The sequence below is a fragment of the Rhizobium sp. AN68 genome, from assembly GCF_030758035.1.
Taxonomy (GTDB): domain Bacteria; phylum Pseudomonadota; class Alphaproteobacteria; order Rhizobiales; family Rhizobiaceae; genus Agrobacterium; species Agrobacterium tumefaciens.
In genome coordinates, this window is the sequence record NZ_JARWMI010000003.1 from 333584 (window position 1) to 351970 (window position 18387).

General features: G+C 57.8%; 16 protein-coding genes and 1 tRNA gene. 10 read left to right on the forward strand and 7 right to left on the reverse strand.

Annotated features, from left to right (window positions below; translation table 11 throughout):
* Positions 1-36 precede the first annotated feature (36 nt).
* The 4 genes from RBH71_RS14650 to RBH71_RS14665 all read left to right on the forward strand — a co-directional run bounded on the left by RBH71_RS14650 (position 37) and on the right by RBH71_RS14665 (position 3574).
* Positions 37-735, forward strand: coding sequence for an orotate phosphoribosyltransferase (locus RBH71_RS14650; RefSeq protein ID WP_003514873.1), 699 nt, complete (start codon positions 37-39; stop codon positions 733-735).
* A 97-nt stretch (positions 736-832) separates the two neighbouring features.
* Positions 833-1759, forward strand: a complete 927-nt coding sequence (locus RBH71_RS14655) for a carbohydrate kinase family protein (protein ID WP_003514875.1) — start codon at positions 833-835, stop codon at positions 1757-1759.
* A gap of 124 nt (positions 1760-1883) precedes the next feature.
* Positions 1884-2849 carry an acetylxylan esterase gene (locus RBH71_RS14660; RefSeq protein ID WP_003514877.1) on the forward strand — a complete coding sequence of 322 codons (966 nt, stop codon included), beginning with the start codon at positions 1884-1886 and terminating at the stop codon, positions 2847-2849.
* Positions 2846-3574, forward strand: a complete 729-nt coding sequence (locus tag RBH71_RS14665) for an esterase family protein (protein WP_003514878.1) — start codon at positions 2846-2848, stop codon at positions 3572-3574. The genes RBH71_RS14660 and RBH71_RS14665 overlap by 4 nt, the downstream gene beginning before the upstream one ends.
* A 16-nt stretch (positions 3575-3590) precedes the next feature.
* Here RBH71_RS14665 and RBH71_RS14670 read toward each other — a convergent pair whose 3' ends face one another.
* From RBH71_RS14670 to RBH71_RS14680, 3 genes are all read right to left on the reverse strand, one after another.
* On the reverse strand, positions 3591-4460 hold the full coding sequence (locus tag RBH71_RS14670; protein WP_003514879.1) for an ornithine carbamoyltransferase: 870 nt from the start codon (positions 4458-4460) through the stop codon (positions 3591-3593).
* A 90-nt stretch (positions 4461-4550) separates the two neighbouring features.
* Positions 4551-6176 (reverse strand): glucose-6-phosphate isomerase, encoded by a 1626-nt coding sequence (gene pgi, locus RBH71_RS14675; protein WP_003514881.1) that lies wholly within the window; start codon positions 6174-6176, stop codon positions 4551-4553.
* Positions 6177-6303: 127 nt separating this feature from the next.
* A complete protein-coding gene (locus RBH71_RS14680) occupies positions 6304-8016 on the reverse strand; it encodes a long-chain fatty acid--CoA ligase (protein WP_003514883.1) in 1713 nt (570 codons plus the stop codon).
* A gap of 353 nt (positions 8017-8369) precedes the next feature.
* On the opposite strand from RBH71_RS14680, the gene RBH71_RS14685 reads away from it, so the two are divergent.
* From RBH71_RS14685 to RBH71_RS14710, 6 genes are all read left to right on the forward strand, one after another.
* The gene (locus tag RBH71_RS14685; RefSeq protein WP_003514885.1) at positions 8370-9419 is read left to right on the forward strand and encodes an ABC transporter ATP-binding protein; all 1050 of its coding nucleotides are present in this window, start codon (positions 8370-8372) and stop codon (positions 9417-9419) included.
* 153 nt (positions 9420-9572) lie between these two features.
* Positions 9573-10589, forward strand: coding sequence for an extracellular solute-binding protein (locus tag RBH71_RS14690; RefSeq protein ID WP_003514886.1), 1017 nt, complete (start codon positions 9573-9575; stop codon positions 10587-10589).
* Between the two features lie 72 nt (positions 10590-10661).
* Positions 10662-12338, forward strand: a complete 1677-nt coding sequence (locus RBH71_RS14695; protein ID WP_065659891.1) for an ABC transporter permease — start codon at positions 10662-10664, stop codon at positions 12336-12338.
* Between the two features lie 172 nt (positions 12339-12510).
* Positions 12511-14700: a TonB-dependent siderophore receptor gene (locus RBH71_RS14700; protein ID WP_075807505.1), complete on the forward strand. Its 2190-nt coding sequence runs from the start codon at positions 12511-12513 to the stop codon at positions 14698-14700.
* A 101-nt stretch (positions 14701-14801) separates the two neighbouring features.
* Entirely contained in the window at positions 14802-15683 is an 882-nt protein-coding gene (locus RBH71_RS14705) for a helix-turn-helix transcriptional regulator (RefSeq protein WP_003514892.1), read from the forward strand.
* 127 nt (positions 15684-15810) lie between these two features.
* Complete coding sequence (locus RBH71_RS14710) at positions 15811-16203, forward strand: PRC-barrel domain-containing protein (protein ID WP_003514894.1); 393 nt, start codon at positions 15811-15813, stop codon at positions 16201-16203.
* Positions 16204-16263: 60 nt separating this feature from the next.
* Here the strand turns inward: RBH71_RS14710 and RBH71_RS14715 are convergent, their stop codons facing one another.
* From RBH71_RS14715 to RBH71_RS14730, 4 genes are all read right to left on the reverse strand, one after another.
* On the reverse strand, positions 16264-16506 hold the full coding sequence (locus tag RBH71_RS14715; RefSeq protein WP_003514896.1) for a DUF982 domain-containing protein: 243 nt from the start codon (positions 16504-16506) through the stop codon (positions 16264-16266).
* Positions 16507-16833: 327 nt separating this feature from the next.
* Positions 16834-16992, reverse strand: coding sequence for a YqaE/Pmp3 family membrane protein (locus tag RBH71_RS14720; protein ID WP_003514897.1), 159 nt, complete (start codon positions 16990-16992; stop codon positions 16834-16836).
* 167 nt (positions 16993-17159) lie between these two features.
* A tRNA-Thr gene (locus RBH71_RS14725) sits at positions 17160-17235 on the reverse strand.
* Between the two features lie 138 nt (positions 17236-17373).
* Complete coding sequence (locus RBH71_RS14730; protein ID WP_003514899.1) at positions 17374-18336, reverse strand: NAD(P)H-dependent flavin oxidoreductase; 963 nt, start codon at positions 18334-18336, stop codon at positions 17374-17376.
* Between the last annotated feature and the right edge of the window lie 51 nt (positions 18337-18387).

Consider the following 18387-nt stretch of genomic DNA (forward strand, 5'->3'; position numbering starts at 1 on the left):
CGGTTTTGTTATGAAGGCCGAAAAAGGAGAACGCCTATGAACCATTTCACATTCACTGACCGCACTGTCGTTGCAGAACTGGTTGCGAAGATGTTGTGGGAAATCAAGGCGGTCCACTTCAATTCGGAAAGCCCGTACACCTTCGCTTCGGGCATGAAGAGCCCTGTTTATATCGACATGCGCAAGCTCATTTCCTTCCCGCGTATTCGCTCTGCGGCAATGGATTTTGCGGCAGCGGCGGTGATGCGCGAGGCCGGTTTCGAGAAATTCGACTGTGTCGCGGGCGGTGAAACGGCGGGCATTCCCTTCGCGGCTTTCCTTGCCGAGCGTCTTGGCCTGCCGATGATCTATTGCCGCAAGAAGCCAAAGGGCCATGGCCGCAACGCCCAGATCGAAGGCCATATGCCGGAAGGCGCCCGCGTGCTCGTCATCGAGGACCTGACGACGGCTGGCGGCTCGATGTTCACCTTCATCGACGCCATCCGCGCGGCAGGCGGCATTGTCGATCACGGTATTGCGCTCTTCTATTACGGCATTTTCGAACAGGCCGAAGCGCGCTTTGCCAATGGCAATGTCAAGCTGCATTATCTCACGACGTGGCGCGATGTTCTGGCTGTTGCCCGGGCTGAAAAGTTGTTCGACGAAAAGACCCTGTCGGAGGTCGAGGCCTTCCTCGATAACCCGTTGCCATGGTCTGCAAAGCGCGGCGGCGTCAGCGAATTGCCGCAATCTTAATTTCGGATGCGGCCAGCCAGCTTGTGGCTGGCCTTCCGATCGATCTTCGTCTAAATCGATTTAAGTCCATTTGATTTGCTGTTTGAGGAGGACCGTAATGATCCTGTGTTGTGGTGAAGCCCTGATCGACATGCTGCCCCGGCAGACGACGCTGGGTGAGGCGGGTTTTGCCCCCTATGCAGGCGGAGCAGTCTTCAACACGGCCATTGCGCTCGGGCGTCTCGGCGTCCCGTCCGCGTTCTTCACGGGTCTTTCCGATGACATGATGGGCGATATCCTGCGGACAACCCTGCGGGCGAGCAACGTGGATTTCAGCTATTGCGCAACACTTTCGCGCCCGACCACCATCGCCTTCGTCAAGCTCGTCGATGGCCATGCCACCTACGCCTTTTATGACGAAAACACTGCCGGCCGGATGATCACCGAGGCCGAGCTTCCGGCCTTGGGCGCCGATTGCGAGGCGCTGCATTTCGGCGCGATCAGCCTCATTCCGGAACCCTGCGGCAGCACCTATGAGGCGCTTATGGTGCGCGAGCATCAAAGCCGAGTCATCTCCCTCGATCCGAATATCCGCCCCGGTTTCATCAAGGACAAGCAGTCGCATATGGCCCGCATCCGTCGTATGGCTGCCATGTCTGATATCGTGAAATTCTCTGACGAAGACCTCGAGTGGTTCGGTCTGGAAGGTGACGAGGACACGCTCGCTCGCCACTGGCTGCATCACGGCGCGAAACTGGTCGTCGTCACCCGTGGCGCCAAGGGTGCGGTCGGTTACACCGCCAATTTCAAGGTGGAAGTGGCTTCCGAGCGGGTGGAGGTCGTCGATACCGTCGGCGCGGGCGACACCTTCGACGCCGGCATTCTCGCCTCGCTGAAAATGCAGGGGCTACTGACGAAGGCGCAGGTCGCTTCGCTGACGGAAGAGCAGATCAGAAAGGCTTTGGCGCTCGGCGCAAAGGCTGCTGCGGTGACCGTCTCGCGAGCTGGCGCAAATCCGCCCTTCGCGCATGAAATCGGATTGTAAAGTATATGGTTGAACCGTTTTGAAAAGGCGGTTCACCACTCCTGCCTGGGTCAGGGTCGTAAAAAACCGATATTTGGATATCAAGAAGCTTGTGTCGGCCGGTCTTTCACGAAACAAGCATCGCATGAGCGTTCCAACAACCCATCCTTTCGATTTCGACCCGACCTATAGCATGCGGCGCGAGCAGTTGCAGGCCATTATCCCGCCTGAGGCGCCGCCGGGCTTTGATGATTTCTGGAAGAAGCGTTATCGCCGCGCGCTGGCCACGGATCCGCGACCGGTGCTGCGCAAGAGCAAACTCAGCCATCCCCGCTGGCATGTTCTCGATATCTCATACACATCCACCGGCGGCTTCCGCATCGGTGGATGGATGCTTCTGCCGCGCAAAGGACAGGTGCGGCGCGGACTTGTTGTCGGCCATGGTTATGGTGGGCGGGGAGAGCCCGATTTCGATGTGCCGGTTGAAGAAACGGCCGTGCTGTTTCTCTGTTTTCGCGGGCTTTCGCTAAGCGCCTGTCCGCCGATTTCGTCCGACCCGGCCCTTCATGTCCTCTACAACATCGAAAGAAAAGACGACTACATCATCGGTGGCTGTGTCGATGATCTGTGGATCGCCGTCTCCACGCTCGTCACGCTATATCCATGGCTGGAAGGGCAGGTGGGCTACAGCGGCATCAGCTTCGGCGGCGGGATTGGGGCTTTGGCGATACCATATGATGCGCGCATAGACCGGGGCCATCTGGTCGTACCGACATTCGGACACCGGCCGTTCTGGCTGACGCTGCCGACCGTCGGCAGCGCGGATGCGGTCCAGACCTATCAGAAGACCCATGCCAATGTGCTGGAAATGCTGCGTCTGTTCGATGCCGCTTCTGCGGCTTCCCGCATAAAAGTGCCGATGCTGGTCGCGCCCGCCCTGTTCGATCCGGCGGTGGCGCCGCCGTGCCAGTTTGCGGTTGCCAATGCCCTGCCGTTCTCAAAATTTAATGAAATCTTCATCCTAGACGCGGGACATTTCGAATACGCTGACAGTGCATCCCAAGATGCGGTCCACAGGGACAAGGTCAGACAGTTTTTCAAGGTGCCATGAAACGCGAATATCTCCGCTGGTATAGTCAAAGGCTTCATCGTGATATGGAGCTGTTGATATTCGGTCATTGTGGCGCCAAGGTGCTGATGTTTCCCACACGCGACGGGCGCTTCTTCGAATATGAGGAACTTGGCCTTGTCGACAGTCTGGCCGATAAAGTGGAGGCCGGTCATCTTCAGCTCTATTGTATCGAGGGGCTGGCCAAAGAGACCTTTTATGCGACCTATAATCACCCGGCCGAGCGCATTCGCCGCCATGCCGCCTTCGAAGATTATATTCTCAATGAAGTGCTGCCGCTGATGGCTGAGAAAAACCCGCATGGCGATACCATCGTGCAGGGCTGCAGTCTCGGCGCGTTTCAGGCCGCCAGCCTCGTTTTTCGTCACCCACATCTTTTCCGCAAGCTCGTCGCCTTTTCCGGCCGCTACGATCTGACGATGAAGGTGGAATCCTTCGGCGATCTGTTCGACGGTTACTACGATGACGATGTCTATTTCCACATGCCGAGCCACTTTCTGCCGGACCTCGCCTGCGGCTGGCGGCTTGAAAACCTCCGCCGCATCGACATGGTTTTCACCATCGGCGATGCCGATCCGTTTTTGGACAACAACCATCACCTGAGCCGGGTTCTTAATGACAAGCAGATAGGGCATCAGTTGCATGTCTGGGAGGGACGTGCCCATCGGGCAGGCCCCTGGCGCAAGATGGCGGCGCTGTATATCTGAGGCGACCGGCGCCGCCTCAGGCGAGGAGAAATTCCATCAGGGCATTCTGCGCGTGCAAAAGAAATGCCTTTGCGGGCCGGCTTTGACAGGCCGGATGGGTCATTGCGTCTGCCGTCACTTCCTGACCACGGGCGACCGGCGGGCAGGGTAAAAAGATCACCTCGGGCTGCATCCTGTCGAGAAGGCATGCGGATATACGGTAGTCGATCAGGATATGATCCGAACCGGCGGGCCAGGAATCGGTAATGACCACATCCGCGTCGAGCAACTCCGCCATATCAGAGCTGGCCCGGAAATTCGGGTTGATGAGCGCAGCATCGGTGACGTGCCATTGTTCGGGGTAAACTTGTGTGACCTGAATTGGCAGGGACATCGAGGCCTCGACCCACGAGCGCAAAATATTGGCATCCGGCGCGACGCCGACGATCTTGAGACCGTCGACCCGGCCTCTCAAGCTTTTGATGTGGGCAAGATCGCCAAGCGTCTCGCAGGGATGATTGGACTTGGTCCGCGCGTTGATGACGGGTGCGCGCATTTCGCCCGCAAGCGCCCGGAGGGTCGAGAGTTCTTTCGTGCGGATAATGACTAGATCGAACCAGTTGTCGAGATAGCCCGCCAGGTCGGCAATTTCTTCGCGACCATTAAAGCTGATCGGGACGGTGACACAAATACCGCCCATGGCTTGAATGCCGAGATCGAAGGCAGCGGTGTTGCGCCAACCGGTGTCGTCGACGATCAGCCCGATGCGTTTTCCCTTGAGCAGCTGTGGCATCGTGCCCTTTGACCAGTCCTGCGCCAGACTGCCTGCACGGTCTATGATCGACAGCACCGCATCTTCAGGCAGGTCATGAAACGCCAGAAAATCCTTGCCTTGCCGCAGTGCCATATGTGCCTCCAATCGGCGTTCCATCAATGCTGAATTGAAAAAGCCGGAAGTTTCCTTCCGGCTTTCGTAATTATCAAGGGAGCAAGGATTTTACCCCGCCAGTCCCGACAGCGCCTTCACCAGACCCTGTGTCGAGCTGTCATGGCCGGCTGCACTTTCCTTGCCTTCAACGACGGGAAGCAGGCCGGTTGCCAGTTCCTTGCCAAGCTCCACACCCCACTGGTCGAAGGAGTTGATGCGAAACAGCACGCCTTCCACGAAGACGCGGTGTTCGTAGAGCGCGATCAGACGGCCAAGCGCAAATGGCGTCAGCTTGTCGTAGACGAAGGTAATGGACGGGCGGTTGCCGGTGAAAACGCGGTGCGGCGCGATGAAATCGGCTTGGCTGTCTTCCGTGCCCTTGGAGGTGAGCTGGGCTTTCGCTTCGGCCAGCGTGCGGCCCTTCATCAGGGCTTCCGACTGCGCCAGGCAATTGGCGATGAGAAGCTGGTGCTGATGGCGCAGTTCCGGTTCGAAACCGTTGGCGGCGATCATGAATTCCGCCGGAATGACGCTCGTGCCCTGGTGGATGAGCTGGTAGAAGGCGTGCTGGCCGTTGGTGCCGGGTTCGCCCCAGACGACCGGGCCGGACTGGCCTTCGACAGGTGTCCCGTCGATCGTCACGCCCTTGCCGTTCGATTCCATGTCGAGTTGCTGCAGATAGGCAGGGAAACGCGACAGGCGCTGGTCATAGGGCAGGATCGCCCGCGTGGAATAGTTCAGCACGTTGCGGTGATAAAATCCGATGAGACCGAGCAGCATCGGCAGGTTTTCACGGATCGGTGCCTCGCGGAAATGCTTGTCCATGGCATGCGCGCCATCCAGAAACTTTCCGAAATTCTCCGGCCCGATGGCGATCATCAGCGGCAGGCCGATAGCCGACCAGATCGAATAACGTCCGCCAACCCAGTCCCAGAAACCAAAGATGCGATCGCTCTCGATGCCGAAGGCGGCAACCTTTTCCAATGCTGTCGAAACGGCGGCGAAATGGTGCTTCACAGCCTCTTCACCCAGCTTTTCGGCAATGAAACGGCGCGCGGTCGCGGCATTCGTCATCGTTTCGATTGTGGTGAAGGTCTTGGAGGCGACGATGAAGAGCGAGGTCTCGGGATCAACGAGCTTCAGCGTGTCGGCAATATGCGCGCCATCGATATTGGAGACGAAATGCGCACGCGGACCATCATGGAAAGGCGCAAGCGCCAGCGTCGCCATGACGGGGCCGAGATCGGAGCCGCCGATACCGATATTGATGATGTCGGTGATCTTCTTGCCGGTCGCACCTTTCAGGGAACCGGAGCGAATGGCGTCGGCAAACTTGCCCATGGCGGAAAGAACGGCGTTCACATCCGGCATCACATCCTTGCCGTCAACGAGAACCGGCGTGTTGGAGCGATTGCGCAGTGCGGTGTGCAACACGGCACGATCTTCGGTGAAATTGATCGCCTTGCCGGAGAACATCTCCTCGCGCTTTGCCTCGACGCCACCGTCGCGCGCCAGCTGTTCGAGAAGCGTGACGATTTCGTCATTAACAGCGCATTTGGAATAGTCCATCAGCAGGTCATCGAATTTGGCGCTGAAACGGCTGAATCGTTTGTCGTCGGCCGCAAAAGCAGCGCGCAGATCGGTTGCGGCTGTGCTGCTTGCCGTTGCTTTCAGTTTTTCGATGGTGGCCTGCATCTCGTGCTCCTCGGCTTCCTGGAAGGATGAGGAAACTATTCTTTTTCAGGCGACCAAATCAAGGCGACTTCGGTAAAAGAAATGGACTGGGAGAAAAGAAAAGAGCCGGTTACCCGGCTCTCGTCCTTTAGTTCAGATTGCGCAACTCACGCCGCAAGATCTTGCCGACGTTCGATTTCGGCAGCTCCGTTCGGAACTCGATGATTTTCGGCCGTTTGTAGTTTGTCAGGCTTTTGGCGCAGAAGGCCTTGAGTTCCGCTTCCGTCAGCGACTGATCCTTCTTGACGACGAAAAGCTTGACGGTCTCGCCGGAATGTTCGTCGGGAACCCCGATTGCCGCGCATTCCAACACGCCGGGATGGCTGGCGGCCACTTCCTCGATCTCGTTCGGATAGACGTTGAAACCGGAAACGAGGATCATGTCCTTCTTGCGGTCGACGATCTTGGTGTAGCCGCGCTCGTCCATGAAGCCCATGTCGCCTGAACGGAAGAAGCCGTCTTCGGTCATTGCTTTCGCGGTTTCATCCGGCCTCTGCCAGTAACCGGCCATGACCTGCGGCCCGCGAATGCAGATCTCGCCGACCTCGCCGGTCGGCAGGCTTTTGCCTTCCTCGTCGCGAATGTCGATTTCCGTAGAGGAAATTGGCAGGCCGATGGTGCCGCTGAATTCCGTGGCATCGAGTCTGTTAACGGTGGCAACAGGCGATGTTTCCGATAGCCCGTAACCTTCAGCGATCGGGCAGCCGACCATGGAAAGCCAACGCTCGGCCACCGGCCTCTGCACCGCCATGCCGCCGCCGAGAACGAGAATGAGCGAGGACAGATCGAGCTTGCGGAAATCCTCATTGTTCATCAGCGCGTTGAACAGCGTATTGATACCCGGAAAAATATGCGGTCGATAATGCGACAACTCCTTCACGAAGCCGGGAATATCGCGTGGATTGGCGATCAGCAGGTTATGGCCGCCAAGCGCGATGCCCATCAGCGAATTCACTGTCAGCGCAAAGATGTGGCACAGGGGCAGCGCGCAGATGAAGTTGAGGACTTCTGGACGGTCCTTGCGTTGGGTGAAAGCGGCATCCAGCCACAGACTGATCTGGGCCTTGTTGGCCAGAAGATTGGCGTGGGTGAGGATCGCACCTTTGGAAATGCCCGTCGTTCCGCCGGTATATTGCAGGAATGCGATATCCTGCGGCAGGAGGCGGACCGCCTTCAGGGAAAAACCCTGACCTTCCTTCAACACGGCCTTGAAGCTGATGGAGCCGGGAATAGCGTAGGCCGGCACCAGTTTCTTCACCTTGCGAACCACAAGATTGACGATATGTCCCTTGAGGCCGAGGAGATCACCCATGGCCGCAACGACCACATGTCTGACGGCGGTTTTCGGCACCGCCTGCTGCGCCACATGGGCGAAATTCTCCAGTACGAAAAGTGCTTTTGAGCCGGAATCCTTCAGCTGGTGTTCCAGCTCGCGCGGCGTATAGAGCGGATTGACGTTGACCACGATCATGCCTGCCCGCAAAATTCCGTATACGGCGACGGGGTTCTGCAGGATATTCGGCATCATCACCGCAACCCGGTCGCCTTTTTCCAGCCCTCTGGATTGCAGCCATGCGGCCACCGCGCGGGTTTCAATATCCAAATCCCGGTAGGTCAGGGACTTTCCCATGCTGGAAAAGGCCTTCCTGTCGGCAAATTTCGCGCAGCTCTTTTCGAGAAGTTCGACAAGGGAGGTATTGGCGGATGCGGGGATTTCGGAAGGTACGCCCGGCGGGTAGGATGCCAGCCAGCGCTTCTCTGCGCTGACATTTTCCGGATGTCCCAGGGACAATTCACTCATGCTTCTCCTCCCAGAGTCTCTGTCGCGCCGTGCGTTCGATGGAACGCATGAAAGGCGCCATAAGCTGCCTGATCATCATGAGACCCCCAATCAACCGGCGTAATGGCCGGATTGAGGGAACCGCATGTGGCGTCACCGGATCGACTGCTCCTCCGCTCCCCGATGACGAATGATAGACGTCTAATCACTTGACGTCCATCGTATCGGCAAAGCCTATTTAACTCTAACGTAAACGTCAATATTCCTGCCGAACATCTCGCAACCTCGTGAATGGAAACCTATTTTCCCCGCCTTTTGACTTTAATCCTGATTTGAGCGATCAACATAATTCGCAAAGCAGGGCAGGATTGGAAATGGCAGGCAACGCAGCGCTTGAACTGAAATCGGTCGGAAAAAGATTCGGCGATACGGATGTATTGTCCGATATCGATCTGGCCGTCGAACGCGGCGAAATCATTTGTCTGGTGGGACGTTCCGGCTGTGGAAAATCGACCCTGCTGCGCATTATAGCGGGTGTGGAAACGCCGGATCATGGCAGCGTTTGTGTGAATGGCGCAGTCGTTGCTGGTCCGGCTGGTTTCGTGGAACCGGAAAAGCGCAATATCGGTTTCGTCTTTCAGGATTATGCGCTCTTCCCGCATCTCACCGTCGAACAGAATGTGATGTTTGGTCTCAGGTCATTGCCAAAGGCCGAGGCCCGCCGCCGGGCTGCGGAGATGATCGAGCACGTTCATCTGCAGGAGTTGGCCAAGCGCTATCCCCACACGCTTTCGGGCGGTGAGCAGCAGCGCGTAGCCCTCGCCCGCGCCCTTGCCCCGCAACCCGGCCTGCTGTTGATGGATGAGCCCTTTTCCAATCTGGACCGGGGATTGCGCGACACTGTGCGCGAGGAAACGCTGGGCGTCCTGCGGCAACTGGGCACGACGGCGATCATGGTCACCCATGATCCGGAAGAAGCGCTTTCCGCCGGCGATCGTGTGGTGCTGATGCAGCGCGGTCGTATCGTCCAGAGCGGCACGGGCTACGAAATCCACGATCATCCCAAAAGCCGCTACGCCGCCGATTTTTTCTGCGCCTTCAACAAGATCGAGGGCAGGGTGAGGGAGGGGCGCGTGGAAACGCCGCTCGGGCCTCTGGGCGATGCGTCCGGTCTGGCGGAAGGTCTTGCCGCCACCGCCTATGTTCGCCCCAATGCGATTTCGATCATCGAGGACAGCGCTGCGAAAGACGGGATTGCCGGCGAAATATCAAGTCGTGTGTTCCTCGGCGAGATCGAACAACTCGGCATAGCCGTTCCCGGCCTTCCAGCCGACCTGCGCGTCAGGACGATGCAGCGCACACCCGCCAAGACCAAGGCCGTCCGCTTCGGCATCGATCCGAAGGGTGTCCTGATATTTACCTGAAGTTGAATGAGCGGATTTGCATGTTTATTTTCGCTCCATTTTCAACTGTTGGTGATCGAAACCCGTCTGAAAACGGCCAAATAAAACTTGATTTGATACGTCATGTATGATGTTTGCTCCCCCTATATTGCGCATCGAAGAGGGAGACACACCATGACGAAATTTGCCAAACTTGCCCTGCTTGCCAGCACGGTCGCCTTTGCAGCGGGATCAGTCAGCGCTGCTGAACTGAATATCTACACCACGAGAGAGCCGGCCCTGATCCAGCCCTTGCTGGAATCCTTCACGGCCTCCAGCGGTGTCAAGGTCAACACCGTGTTCCTCAAGGATGGCCTTGCAGAGCGCGTTCTGAGCGAGGGCGCAAGCTCACCTGCCGACGTGCTGATGACGGTGGATGCCGGCAATCTCGTCGATCTCGCGGAAAAGGGTGTTACCCAGCCGGTTGAATCCGAAACGCTGAACAAGGCTATTCCGGCGGAACTTCGCGACGCCAAGGGCCACTGGTTCGCACTTTCCATGCGTGCCCGCGTTCTCTATGCGGCGAAGGATCTCGACCTTGCCTCCTTCAACTATGAAGACCTGGCAGATGCGAAGTGGAAGGGCAAGATCTGCATTCGCGCCGGCCAGCATCCCTATAATACGGCTCTCTTTGCCGACTACATCGCTCACTATGGCGCAGCGGACACCGAAAAGTGGCTTGCCGGCGTCAAGGAAAACCTGGCCCGCAAGGCAGGCGGCGGCGACCGTGACGTTGCCAAGGATATCCTCGGTGGCATTTGCGATATCGGCATCGCCAACTCCTATTATGTCGGCCTGATGCGCTCGGGCAAGGGCGGCGAGGAGCAGGTGAAGTGGGGCGACGCGATCAAGGTCGTTCTGCCGACGTTCAAGAATGGTGGCACGCAGGTCAACATCAGCGGTGCGGCTGTTGCCAAGAACGCTCCGAACAAGGCCGAAGCCGTCAAGCTTCTGGAATACCTTGTTTCGGACGAAGCCCAGAAGATCTATGCCGAAGCCAACTTCGAATATCCGGTCAGGCAGGGCGCAGCACTCAACGACATCGTTGCCTCCTTCGGCACCCTGAAGGTTGACAACAAGTCGCTGACGGAGATCGTCTCTCATCGCAAACAGGCGAGCGAGCTGGTCGACAAGGTCGGTTTCGACCAGTAAAGGCCAATTGGCGACAACAAGTTGGAAGGCGTTCGCATCCGCGGGCGCCTTCCCTGTATTTTCAAGAAGCTCATGAATCCAGACGCCGTCCAGCCATTGATGCCCCGCGCAAGACCAAGGTTTTCATCCTCCTTCTGGTGGCTGAGCCTGTCTCTGGCAGCGGTCTGCGGCGCCATGCTGCCGGTTCTGGCACTCGTCTCGCAGGCGGTGCAGGGGTCTGATGGCCTGTGGTCCCATCTTGGTTCGAGCGTGATTTTGACGGCTTTGCCGGATACCGCAGTTCTGATGCTCGGCGTCGGGTTGCTGGCCGGTGTTATCGGCACATTTGCCGCCTGGCTGGTTACGGCCTATGATTTTCCCGGCCGCAAAATACTGGAATGGGCGCTGCTGCTGCCGCTCGCCATGCCCACCTATATCGTCGCTTACGCCTATCTCGATATCCTGCATCCGATCGGGCCGGTGCAGGGGGCGATCCGCTGGCTGCTCGGCTATTCCAGCCCGCGTGAATTCCGCCTGCCGGATATAAGGTCCATGACGGGCTGCATCATCCTGCTCGGTTTCGTGCTGTTTCCCTATGTCTATATTCCCGTGCGCGCCATGTTCCTCACGCAGGCGGGCAACCTGCTTGAAGCGGCACGCACGCTTGGCGTTTCCAGACGCGCGGCTTTCTTCAAGGTTGCGGTGCCTTTGGCGCGCCCGGCCGTCGCGGTCGGCATCAGCCTTGCCCTGATGGAAGCGCTGAACGATATCGGCGCATCAGAATTTCTTGGTGTCCGAACACTCACCGTTTCGGTCTATACCACATGGGTCACGAAATCCGACCTGCCCGGTGCGGCGCAGATCGCGCTTTCCATGTTATTCATCGTGGTTGCCCTCGTGGCATTTGAACGATGGGCGCGGCGCAAGCAGCGTTATACCGTGTCGGCGCAGAAAAGCAGGGAACTGGAGCCTGTGCGTCTCACTGGTCTTAAAGCTTGCGGTGCCTTTGCGCTCGGCAGCCTGCCGGTTCTGATCGGCTTCGTGGCGCCGGCAAGCTATCTCGTCACCGAGGCATGGAAGCGTTTCCGGTTCAGCGGACTGTCGTCCCGTTTTGCCGATGAGGCTCTGAATACCATCCTCTTTGCCGGACTGGCGACGGCGATCACCCTCGTCCTCGGCCTTGCGGTCGCTTACGCGATGCGCCTTGCTCCGGGACGCCTCTCGCTCTGGTCCTACCGGCTTTCCACGGTAGGTTACGCGGCCCCCGGCACGGTCATCGCCATAGGTGTGCTGATTGCGCTTGGCGGCTTCGACCGGTTTGTCGACCAGACCATGCGCGACTGGTTCGGCATATCCACCGGTCTCATTTTCATCGGCAGCGGTGCGGCCCTGATTTACGCCTATTCGGCGCGGTTCCTCACCATTGCGGCTGGCGGCGTTGATGCCGGCCTGAGTCGTATCCCGCAATCCTTCGATCACGCCTCGCGAACGCTGGGACGATCCGCAACACAGACATTCAGACAGATCCATCTGCCGCTTTCAAAGGCATCGCTGGCCGCCGCCGCCTTGCTGATCTTCGTCGATTGCGTCAAGGAACTTCCCGCCACACTCCTGTTACGGCCGCTGAATTTCGAGACTTTCGCAACCCATCTTTACGGTGAGGCGGCGCGTGGCACCTACGAGGAAGCGTCGATTGCGGCACTGGCGATCGTCGTCATCGGCATCCTGCCAGTCATGCAGCTTGCAAGGATCGGGCGGCGCAAGGGCTGACGCCTGCACCATAAATGACAGGCGCAAAACTTTGCGAGAAGCCAATAAGCTTCAAATCTCCCCAGAAAATGACAAGCATCCGGCCTTAATCCTGATGTAAATACTCAGCTTAATTGAGGTGCTGCGGCCTGCCGTGTATAAACGTCGGCCGTGATCTGTTTCGGGGCATATCTTGAAAAATTTGCATGAGATGTTTTTGGGCCGCCTGGCTTTGGGAACGGCTGCCATTGTTTTGATGGCGCCATTGGTAGGTCACGCACAGCAGACGACCGTCCTGCGTGAGATCACCGTCGAGGGGCAGGGCGCGGAAAACGCCACTGGTCCGGTCCGGGGGTACGTTGCGAAGAAAAGCGCGACGGGTTCGAAAACTGAGACGGAAACGAAGGACATTCCCCAGTCCGTATCGGTCGTCGGCCGAAAGGAAATGGATGACCGTGGCGTCGTGACCAAGATCGACGAGGTACTGCGCTACACGCCCGGCGTAACGGCGGAACCTTTCGGCACCGACCCGGATACGGACTGGTTTTACATTCGCGGTTTCCAGGCAACCCAGACCGGCGTGTTTCTGGATGGGCTGAACCTGTTCAGCTACGGTTTCGGCGGTTTCCAGATGGATGCCTATGGTTTGGAGCGGGTGGAGGTGCTGAAGGGACCGGCTTCGGTGCTCTACGGCGGCGCCAATCCCGGCGGCATCGTGCAGATGGTTCGCAAGCGCCCGCAGGATGAGCCAGTCCGCGAAACGGAAATCGGCATCAACAATTTCGGCAACGCTTTCTTCGGTTTTGATCTCGGCGACAAGATCGATGGTGAGGGCGTGTGGAAATACCGCGTCACTGGCAAGGTCTCGGGCGGCGATAATTACACCGACTACTCCGAGGATCTGCGTGGCTTCATCATGCCGCAGATCACCTTCGAGCCGGATGCTCAGACCAGTGCCACGCTCTACGGCTATTTCTCGGCGCTGGATCAGGTCCATGTCGGCAATGGCTTCCTGCCCTATGTCGGGACTGTGGTTGACGCACCTTTTGGCAAGCTCGACCGCAAAGCCTTTTATGGCGAGCCTGATATCGACAATGGTCGCGTCTACCAGTCCATGGTGGGTTACGAAGTCAGCCACGAATTCGACAATGGCTGGAAGATCAGCCAAAACGCCCGCTACGGCCACCTCTACAAGCACGAAACCGGACCCTATGCGGGCGGCTGGGCCAATACCGACGCCAATGGCCAGCCAATCCTCGATGCCACCACCAATGACTATATGCTGACCCGCTTTGGTTATGACGGCCTGTCGAAGGTCGACAGTTTCGGCGTCGACAACCGCGTCGAAGGCCAGTTCGATACCGGTGCTGTCAGCCATTCGTTGCTCTTCGGTCTCGATTATAAATACTACAAGCTGGATCAGGTGCAGGCGTGCTGCGGATCGAATGCGATCGGTGCGCTCAACCCGGTCTATGGTTCGACGCAGGGAACGAATTTCGTCTACGCCAATAACGTGGTGACGCAGCAGCAGATCGGCATCTATGCACAGGACCAGCTGCGTTTCGGCGATGGCTGGCTGGTAACGCTGAACGGGCGCTACGATTACGTCGATACCGAACTGAACAACAGGCTGCCAGCGGGTGTGTCTCGCCGCTCAAATGACGATGCGCTAAGCGGTCGCGCCGGTCTTGCCTATGAATTCGACAATGGCCTGACGCCCTATGTCTCGGCGGCCACTTTCTTCAATCCGCTCATCGATACACTTGCGGATGGCAGCTCCGCCGTACCCGAGGAAGGACATCAGTTCGAGGCCGGTATCAAATACGAGCCGACCTTCTTCGATGGCAGCATCACCGCCTCTGTCTTCAAGCTTGTGAAGGACAACGCCATCGTTTCCTATACCGCCGGCGGCGTAACGACGAGCGGCCAGTTCGGACAGGTGGAGTCCACCGGCTTCGAGCTGGAGGCGAAGGCCAATCTCACCGACAACTGGAAAACCATCGCCTCCTATTCCTATACCGATCTCGATATCACCAAGGACGCCAATCCTAACCTGATCGGCAAATCGCCGTGGATCGTGCCTGCTCACACCGCGTCGCTTTGGGTGGATTACGCCTTCACCGATGATACGTTTGAAGGCCTCAGCATAGGCGGCGGCGTGCGTTATCAGGGCAAGTCCTGGGCAGATGCGGCAAACACGCTGCGTGTTCCGGATGCTGCGGTCTTCGATGCCGCGATCCGCTACGAGAAGAACGACTGGACGGCATCCGTCAACGTCGCGAATGTCTTCGACAAGGAATACGTCAAGAGTTGCGCCGGCGTCTCGGTTTGCGGCTGGGGTGACAGCCGCACCATCACCTTCAAGCTTTCCAAGAAGTGGTAACGGGTAGCTAGTAGTTGCGGGAAAAATAGTTTGCCCCTATAAACATGAATAATCTTATCATGTTTATAGGGGCGCCTTGCGCCTTGCGGGATCGAGAGGCCATGGCTTTCCGCGTTCGGATGGAAAATGAGATCGAGGGCTTTGCCGTCATCGGCGGCCCACGCTCGCGGGTGTGGAACGGCATCGTCGCCGATCTCTGGGACGTGCGTTGCGCATCGAAGGCGGGTGGCCGGTATGTCGGCAAGGACCCGCGTTTCGTTTTCCTGCTCGATATGGATGGGACGGATGATGGCCGGTTCATGATGAACCGTAGCCGCCGCGACAATTACGCGTCATCCGAAGCGAACCGCATTTCCTTCGTACCGGCCGACCTGGATGTACATGCGGAACTCAGCAATGTTTCCTTCGTGCGCCATCTCGATCTGCACTTCGATGCGGGATTGCTGGGGGCGCGGCTGGTGCAGGGGTTCGATCCGCACGGGTTGCTCGATCCGCACCTGATGTTCGAGGATGAGCGCCTGCTGGTGCTTGCGCGGCTGATCGCCGCCGAATGTGATAATCCAGACCCTTTGCACGATCTATACGGCGAAAGCCTCGTGCTGGCGCTGTTGACGGATTTCCTCAAGGTGAAGCGGGAGCCGGTCAAAAAACGCAGCAAGCTGGCCTCCTGGCAGTTGAGGGCGGCGACCGATTACATTCGCGAACATTGCCTGCGGTCGATAAGGCTGGAGGAACTGGCAGAACTCACCAACCTGTCGCAATCCCATTTCAGCCACGCCTTCAAGGCGTCGACAGGCGTACCGCCGCATCAATGGCAGATGCAGGCGCGTATCGATCGGGTCAAGGACCTGATGATGCGAACCGACATGGCGCTGACCGACATCGCCATCGCAGCCGGGTTTTCGGATCAGGCGCATTTTTCCCGCGTCTTCCGTAAAATGGTCGGCGTTTCTCCTTCCGTCTGGCAAAAAATCCGCCAATAGGGCTTTTTCCGCGCCTCCTGATCCGCGTCTTCAGTCTGCAGCGCGCGAAAAGCTTCGGAACGAATTTCCGGTGGAGGGGTTTACCAGACGTAATACTCACGAGGAAAAACCAAGGAGGAAAGACGTTATGTTGCATCAAGAACCCCGTGCCGGGCAGGACCCTTACGTCAAGGATACACCGAGCCTGATCGCCAGCGACAAGGTTGAAGGCACGCGCGTCTATGGCGCCGATGGCAAGCATATCGGCTCGATCCAGCGGATCATTCTGGAAAAACGCGGCGGCCGTGTCGCTTATGCGGTTTTGAGCTTCGGCGGCTTTTTCGGAATCGGCGACGACTATTATCCGCTGCCGTGGGAAAAGCTGCATTATGACGAAGAGCTTGACGGCTATCGCATCGATCTTACCAAAGAGCAGATCGAAAATGCGCCTCACTTCGCCAACCTGGACGATGATGACCTGCTGCATGCGCGAGACCGCAAGGTTTACGACTACTACGGCGTCGCACCTTACTGGATGTAGATCGAACGAAATATAGCAAGCATGAAAATGGCCCCTTTCGAGGGGCCATTTGTCGTCTGGTCAGTGCGGATTTTTCTGCATCTCGGAAACCGCATCGGTAAAGCACTTGCGCGCTTCCTCCGGCGATTTGCGTCCATCAAGCGCAGCGCGGCAGGCGCTTCTGGCTCTAACGAAACTCAATCCGCGAATTTTGGGCCAGCCTTCCGTCAATAACATCAGTGCCTCGAACGGGCCGGCGATAACGCTTTTGCCCTTCGCCTCGAGATTGACCTCGACAGGCTCTGTCCATCTCTCGTTCTTCATCGTGCACCTCCCAGAGCAACGCGATCCCGAAATACACCCGACAGCAAAGCAACCCATGAACGCAGCCGTGTGTTACCGCTGATTAGAATAAGCGCAAGCGATCGAATTGACAACGGTGATCAACGAAAGCCGAAAAACGACAGAATCGCCAGAACGATGACGACGAGGCCCACGATGTAGATGATCTGGTTCATGATTTTCTCCTTAGCTGGTGTCATCACCATAACGTGAGGGAGAAGATGAGGTTCCAGTCGGTGTTACGAATTTAATCACGTACTAAAATATTGTGCGCATCTGATGGTTGTCCCGTCATATGCCGCGCAAATCTCATTTGCGCAGGATCACCCAGATCGCGTGGATGATGCCGGGAATGTAACCGCAAAGCGTGAGCAGGATATTCAACCAGAAATGCAGGCCAAGTCCGACCTGGAGAAACACGCCAACCGGCGGAAGAATGATGGCGATAAGAATACGAAGGACATCCACGATGGCAGGCTTTCCATTTGATTGCGACTTGCTGCTCAACGTGCGGAAGCCTGTTTGGTTTCAAAGGTTTTATGATTGCAGCAGCAGCGCCAAATGACGATTTGCGCCAGTGGACAACGCCGCGCCAAAGGCAACTAAATGTTGGAAATGAATTTTTTAGGAAGAAATGGTGCCGCTTACGTGACTCGAACACGTGACCCCGTCATTACGAATGACGTGCTCTACCAACTGAGCTAAAGCGGCCCGATTGTGACCCGTTTGTTACGGATCAGCTTCATGGCGGGCTGATACAGGCAATGCTGACGGATTTCAAGCCTTGAATGCGCGGGTTTCGAAAAATCCGAAAAAAAAGCTTTGCCTGCCCGTTGTTTATAAGTGGCCTCAGCCTCTCGCGCAGATGCGCTGTCTGGCTGCTTCATACTCGCGTACCAGCCGATCGACGAGGTCAGCCACCGGCTCCACCACCTTGACCGCGCCGATGCCTTGTCCGGCGCCCCAGATATCCTTCCAGGCCTTTGCGCCGCCGGTGGCGGTTTCGAAGTCCATCTTGGAAGGGTCTGCTTCCGGCAGGTTGTCGGGGTCCATGCCTGAGGCGACGATCGAGCTTTTTAGGTAGTTGCCGTGTACGCCCGTGAAATAGTTCGAATAAACGATGTCCTTGGCCTGTGCCTCCACGATCGCCTGCTTGTAAGCGTCGGAGGCCCGGGCTTCCTGCGTCGCGATGAAGGGGGAGCCTATATAGGCCATATCCGCGCCCATGGCCTGTGCCGCAAGGATGGAGCCGCCATTGGCGATGGCGCCGGCCAGCAGCAGGGGACCATCGAACCATTCGCGGATTTCCTGAACCAGGGCGAAGGGTGAAAGCGTGCCCGCATGTCCGCCGGCACCCGTTGCCACTGCAATCAGCCCGTCCGCGCCCTTGCGGATGGCGGAGCGGGCGTGGCGATCGTTGATGACATCATGCAGCACGATACCGCCATAGGAATGCACGGCCGCATTGACCTCCGGTACTGCACCGAGCGAGGAAATCACCACCGGCACCTTGTATTTGACGCAGAGGCCGAGATCGTGTTCCAGCCGCCGGTTGGACATATGTACGATCTGGTTGACGGCGAAAGGAGCGGCCGGGCGCTCGGGGTTGGCCTTGTTGTGGGCGGCCAGCTCCTCGGTGATCATTGCCAGCCATTCGTCCAGCTGGCTTTCGGGCCGCGCATTCAGCGCCGGGAAAGCGCCGATGACGCCCGCCTTGCATTGTGCCAGCGTCAATTGCGGATGCGAAATAATGAATAGCGGTGACGCTATGACCGGAAGACGCAGATTGTCTTTCAGCACGGACGGCAGCATGTCTCCTCCCACGGATTACGTTTACGCGCACGTAAGTCAATATCGTGTTCG

What these genes read in the sequence shown, in the direction of transcription:
- RBH71_RS14650 (WP_003514873.1), top strand. Translation starts at nt 37, where the DNA reads ATGAACCATTTCACATTCACTGACCGCACTGTCGTTGCAGAACTGGTT.
- RBH71_RS14655 (WP_003514875.1), top strand. Translation starts at nt 833, where the DNA reads ATGATCCTGTGTTGTGGTGAAGCCCTGATCGACATGCTGCCCCGGCAG.
- RBH71_RS14660 (WP_003514877.1), top strand. Translation starts at nt 1,884, where the DNA reads ATGAGCGTTCCAACAACCCATCCTTTCGATTTCGACCCGACCTATAGC.
- RBH71_RS14665 (WP_003514878.1), top strand. Translation starts at nt 2,846, where the DNA reads ATGAAACGCGAATATCTCCGCTGGTATAGTCAAAGGCTTCATCGTGAT.
- RBH71_RS14670 (WP_003514879.1), bottom strand. Translation starts at nt 4,460, where the DNA reads ATGGCACTGCGGCAAGGCAAGGATTTTCTGGCGTTTCATGACCTGCCT.
- pgi (WP_003514881.1), bottom strand. Translation starts at nt 6,176, where the DNA reads ATGCAGGCCACCATCGAAAAACTGAAAGCAACGGCAAGCAGCACAGCC.
- RBH71_RS14680 (WP_003514883.1), bottom strand. Translation starts at nt 8,016, where the DNA reads ATGAGTGAATTGTCCCTGGGACATCCGGAAAATGTCAGCGCAGAGAAG.
- RBH71_RS14685 (WP_003514885.1), top strand. Translation starts at nt 8,370, where the DNA reads ATGGCAGGCAACGCAGCGCTTGAACTGAAATCGGTCGGAAAAAGATTC.
- RBH71_RS14690 (WP_003514886.1), top strand. Translation starts at nt 9,573, where the DNA reads ATGACGAAATTTGCCAAACTTGCCCTGCTTGCCAGCACGGTCGCCTTT.
- RBH71_RS14695 (WP_065659891.1), top strand. Translation starts at nt 10,662, where the DNA reads ATGAATCCAGACGCCGTCCAGCCATTGATGCCCCGCGCAAGACCAAGG.
- RBH71_RS14705 (WP_003514892.1), top strand. Translation starts at nt 14,802, where the DNA reads ATGGCTTTCCGCGTTCGGATGGAAAATGAGATCGAGGGCTTTGCCGTC.
- RBH71_RS14710 (WP_003514894.1), top strand. Translation starts at nt 15,811, where the DNA reads ATGTTGCATCAAGAACCCCGTGCCGGGCAGGACCCTTACGTCAAGGAT.
- RBH71_RS14715 (WP_003514896.1), bottom strand. Translation starts at nt 16,506, where the DNA reads ATGAAGAACGAGAGATGGACAGAGCCTGTCGAGGTCAATCTCGAGGCG.
- RBH71_RS14730 (WP_003514899.1), bottom strand. Translation starts at nt 18,336, where the DNA reads ATGCTGCCGTCCGTGCTGAAAGACAATCTGCGTCTTCCGGTCATAGCG.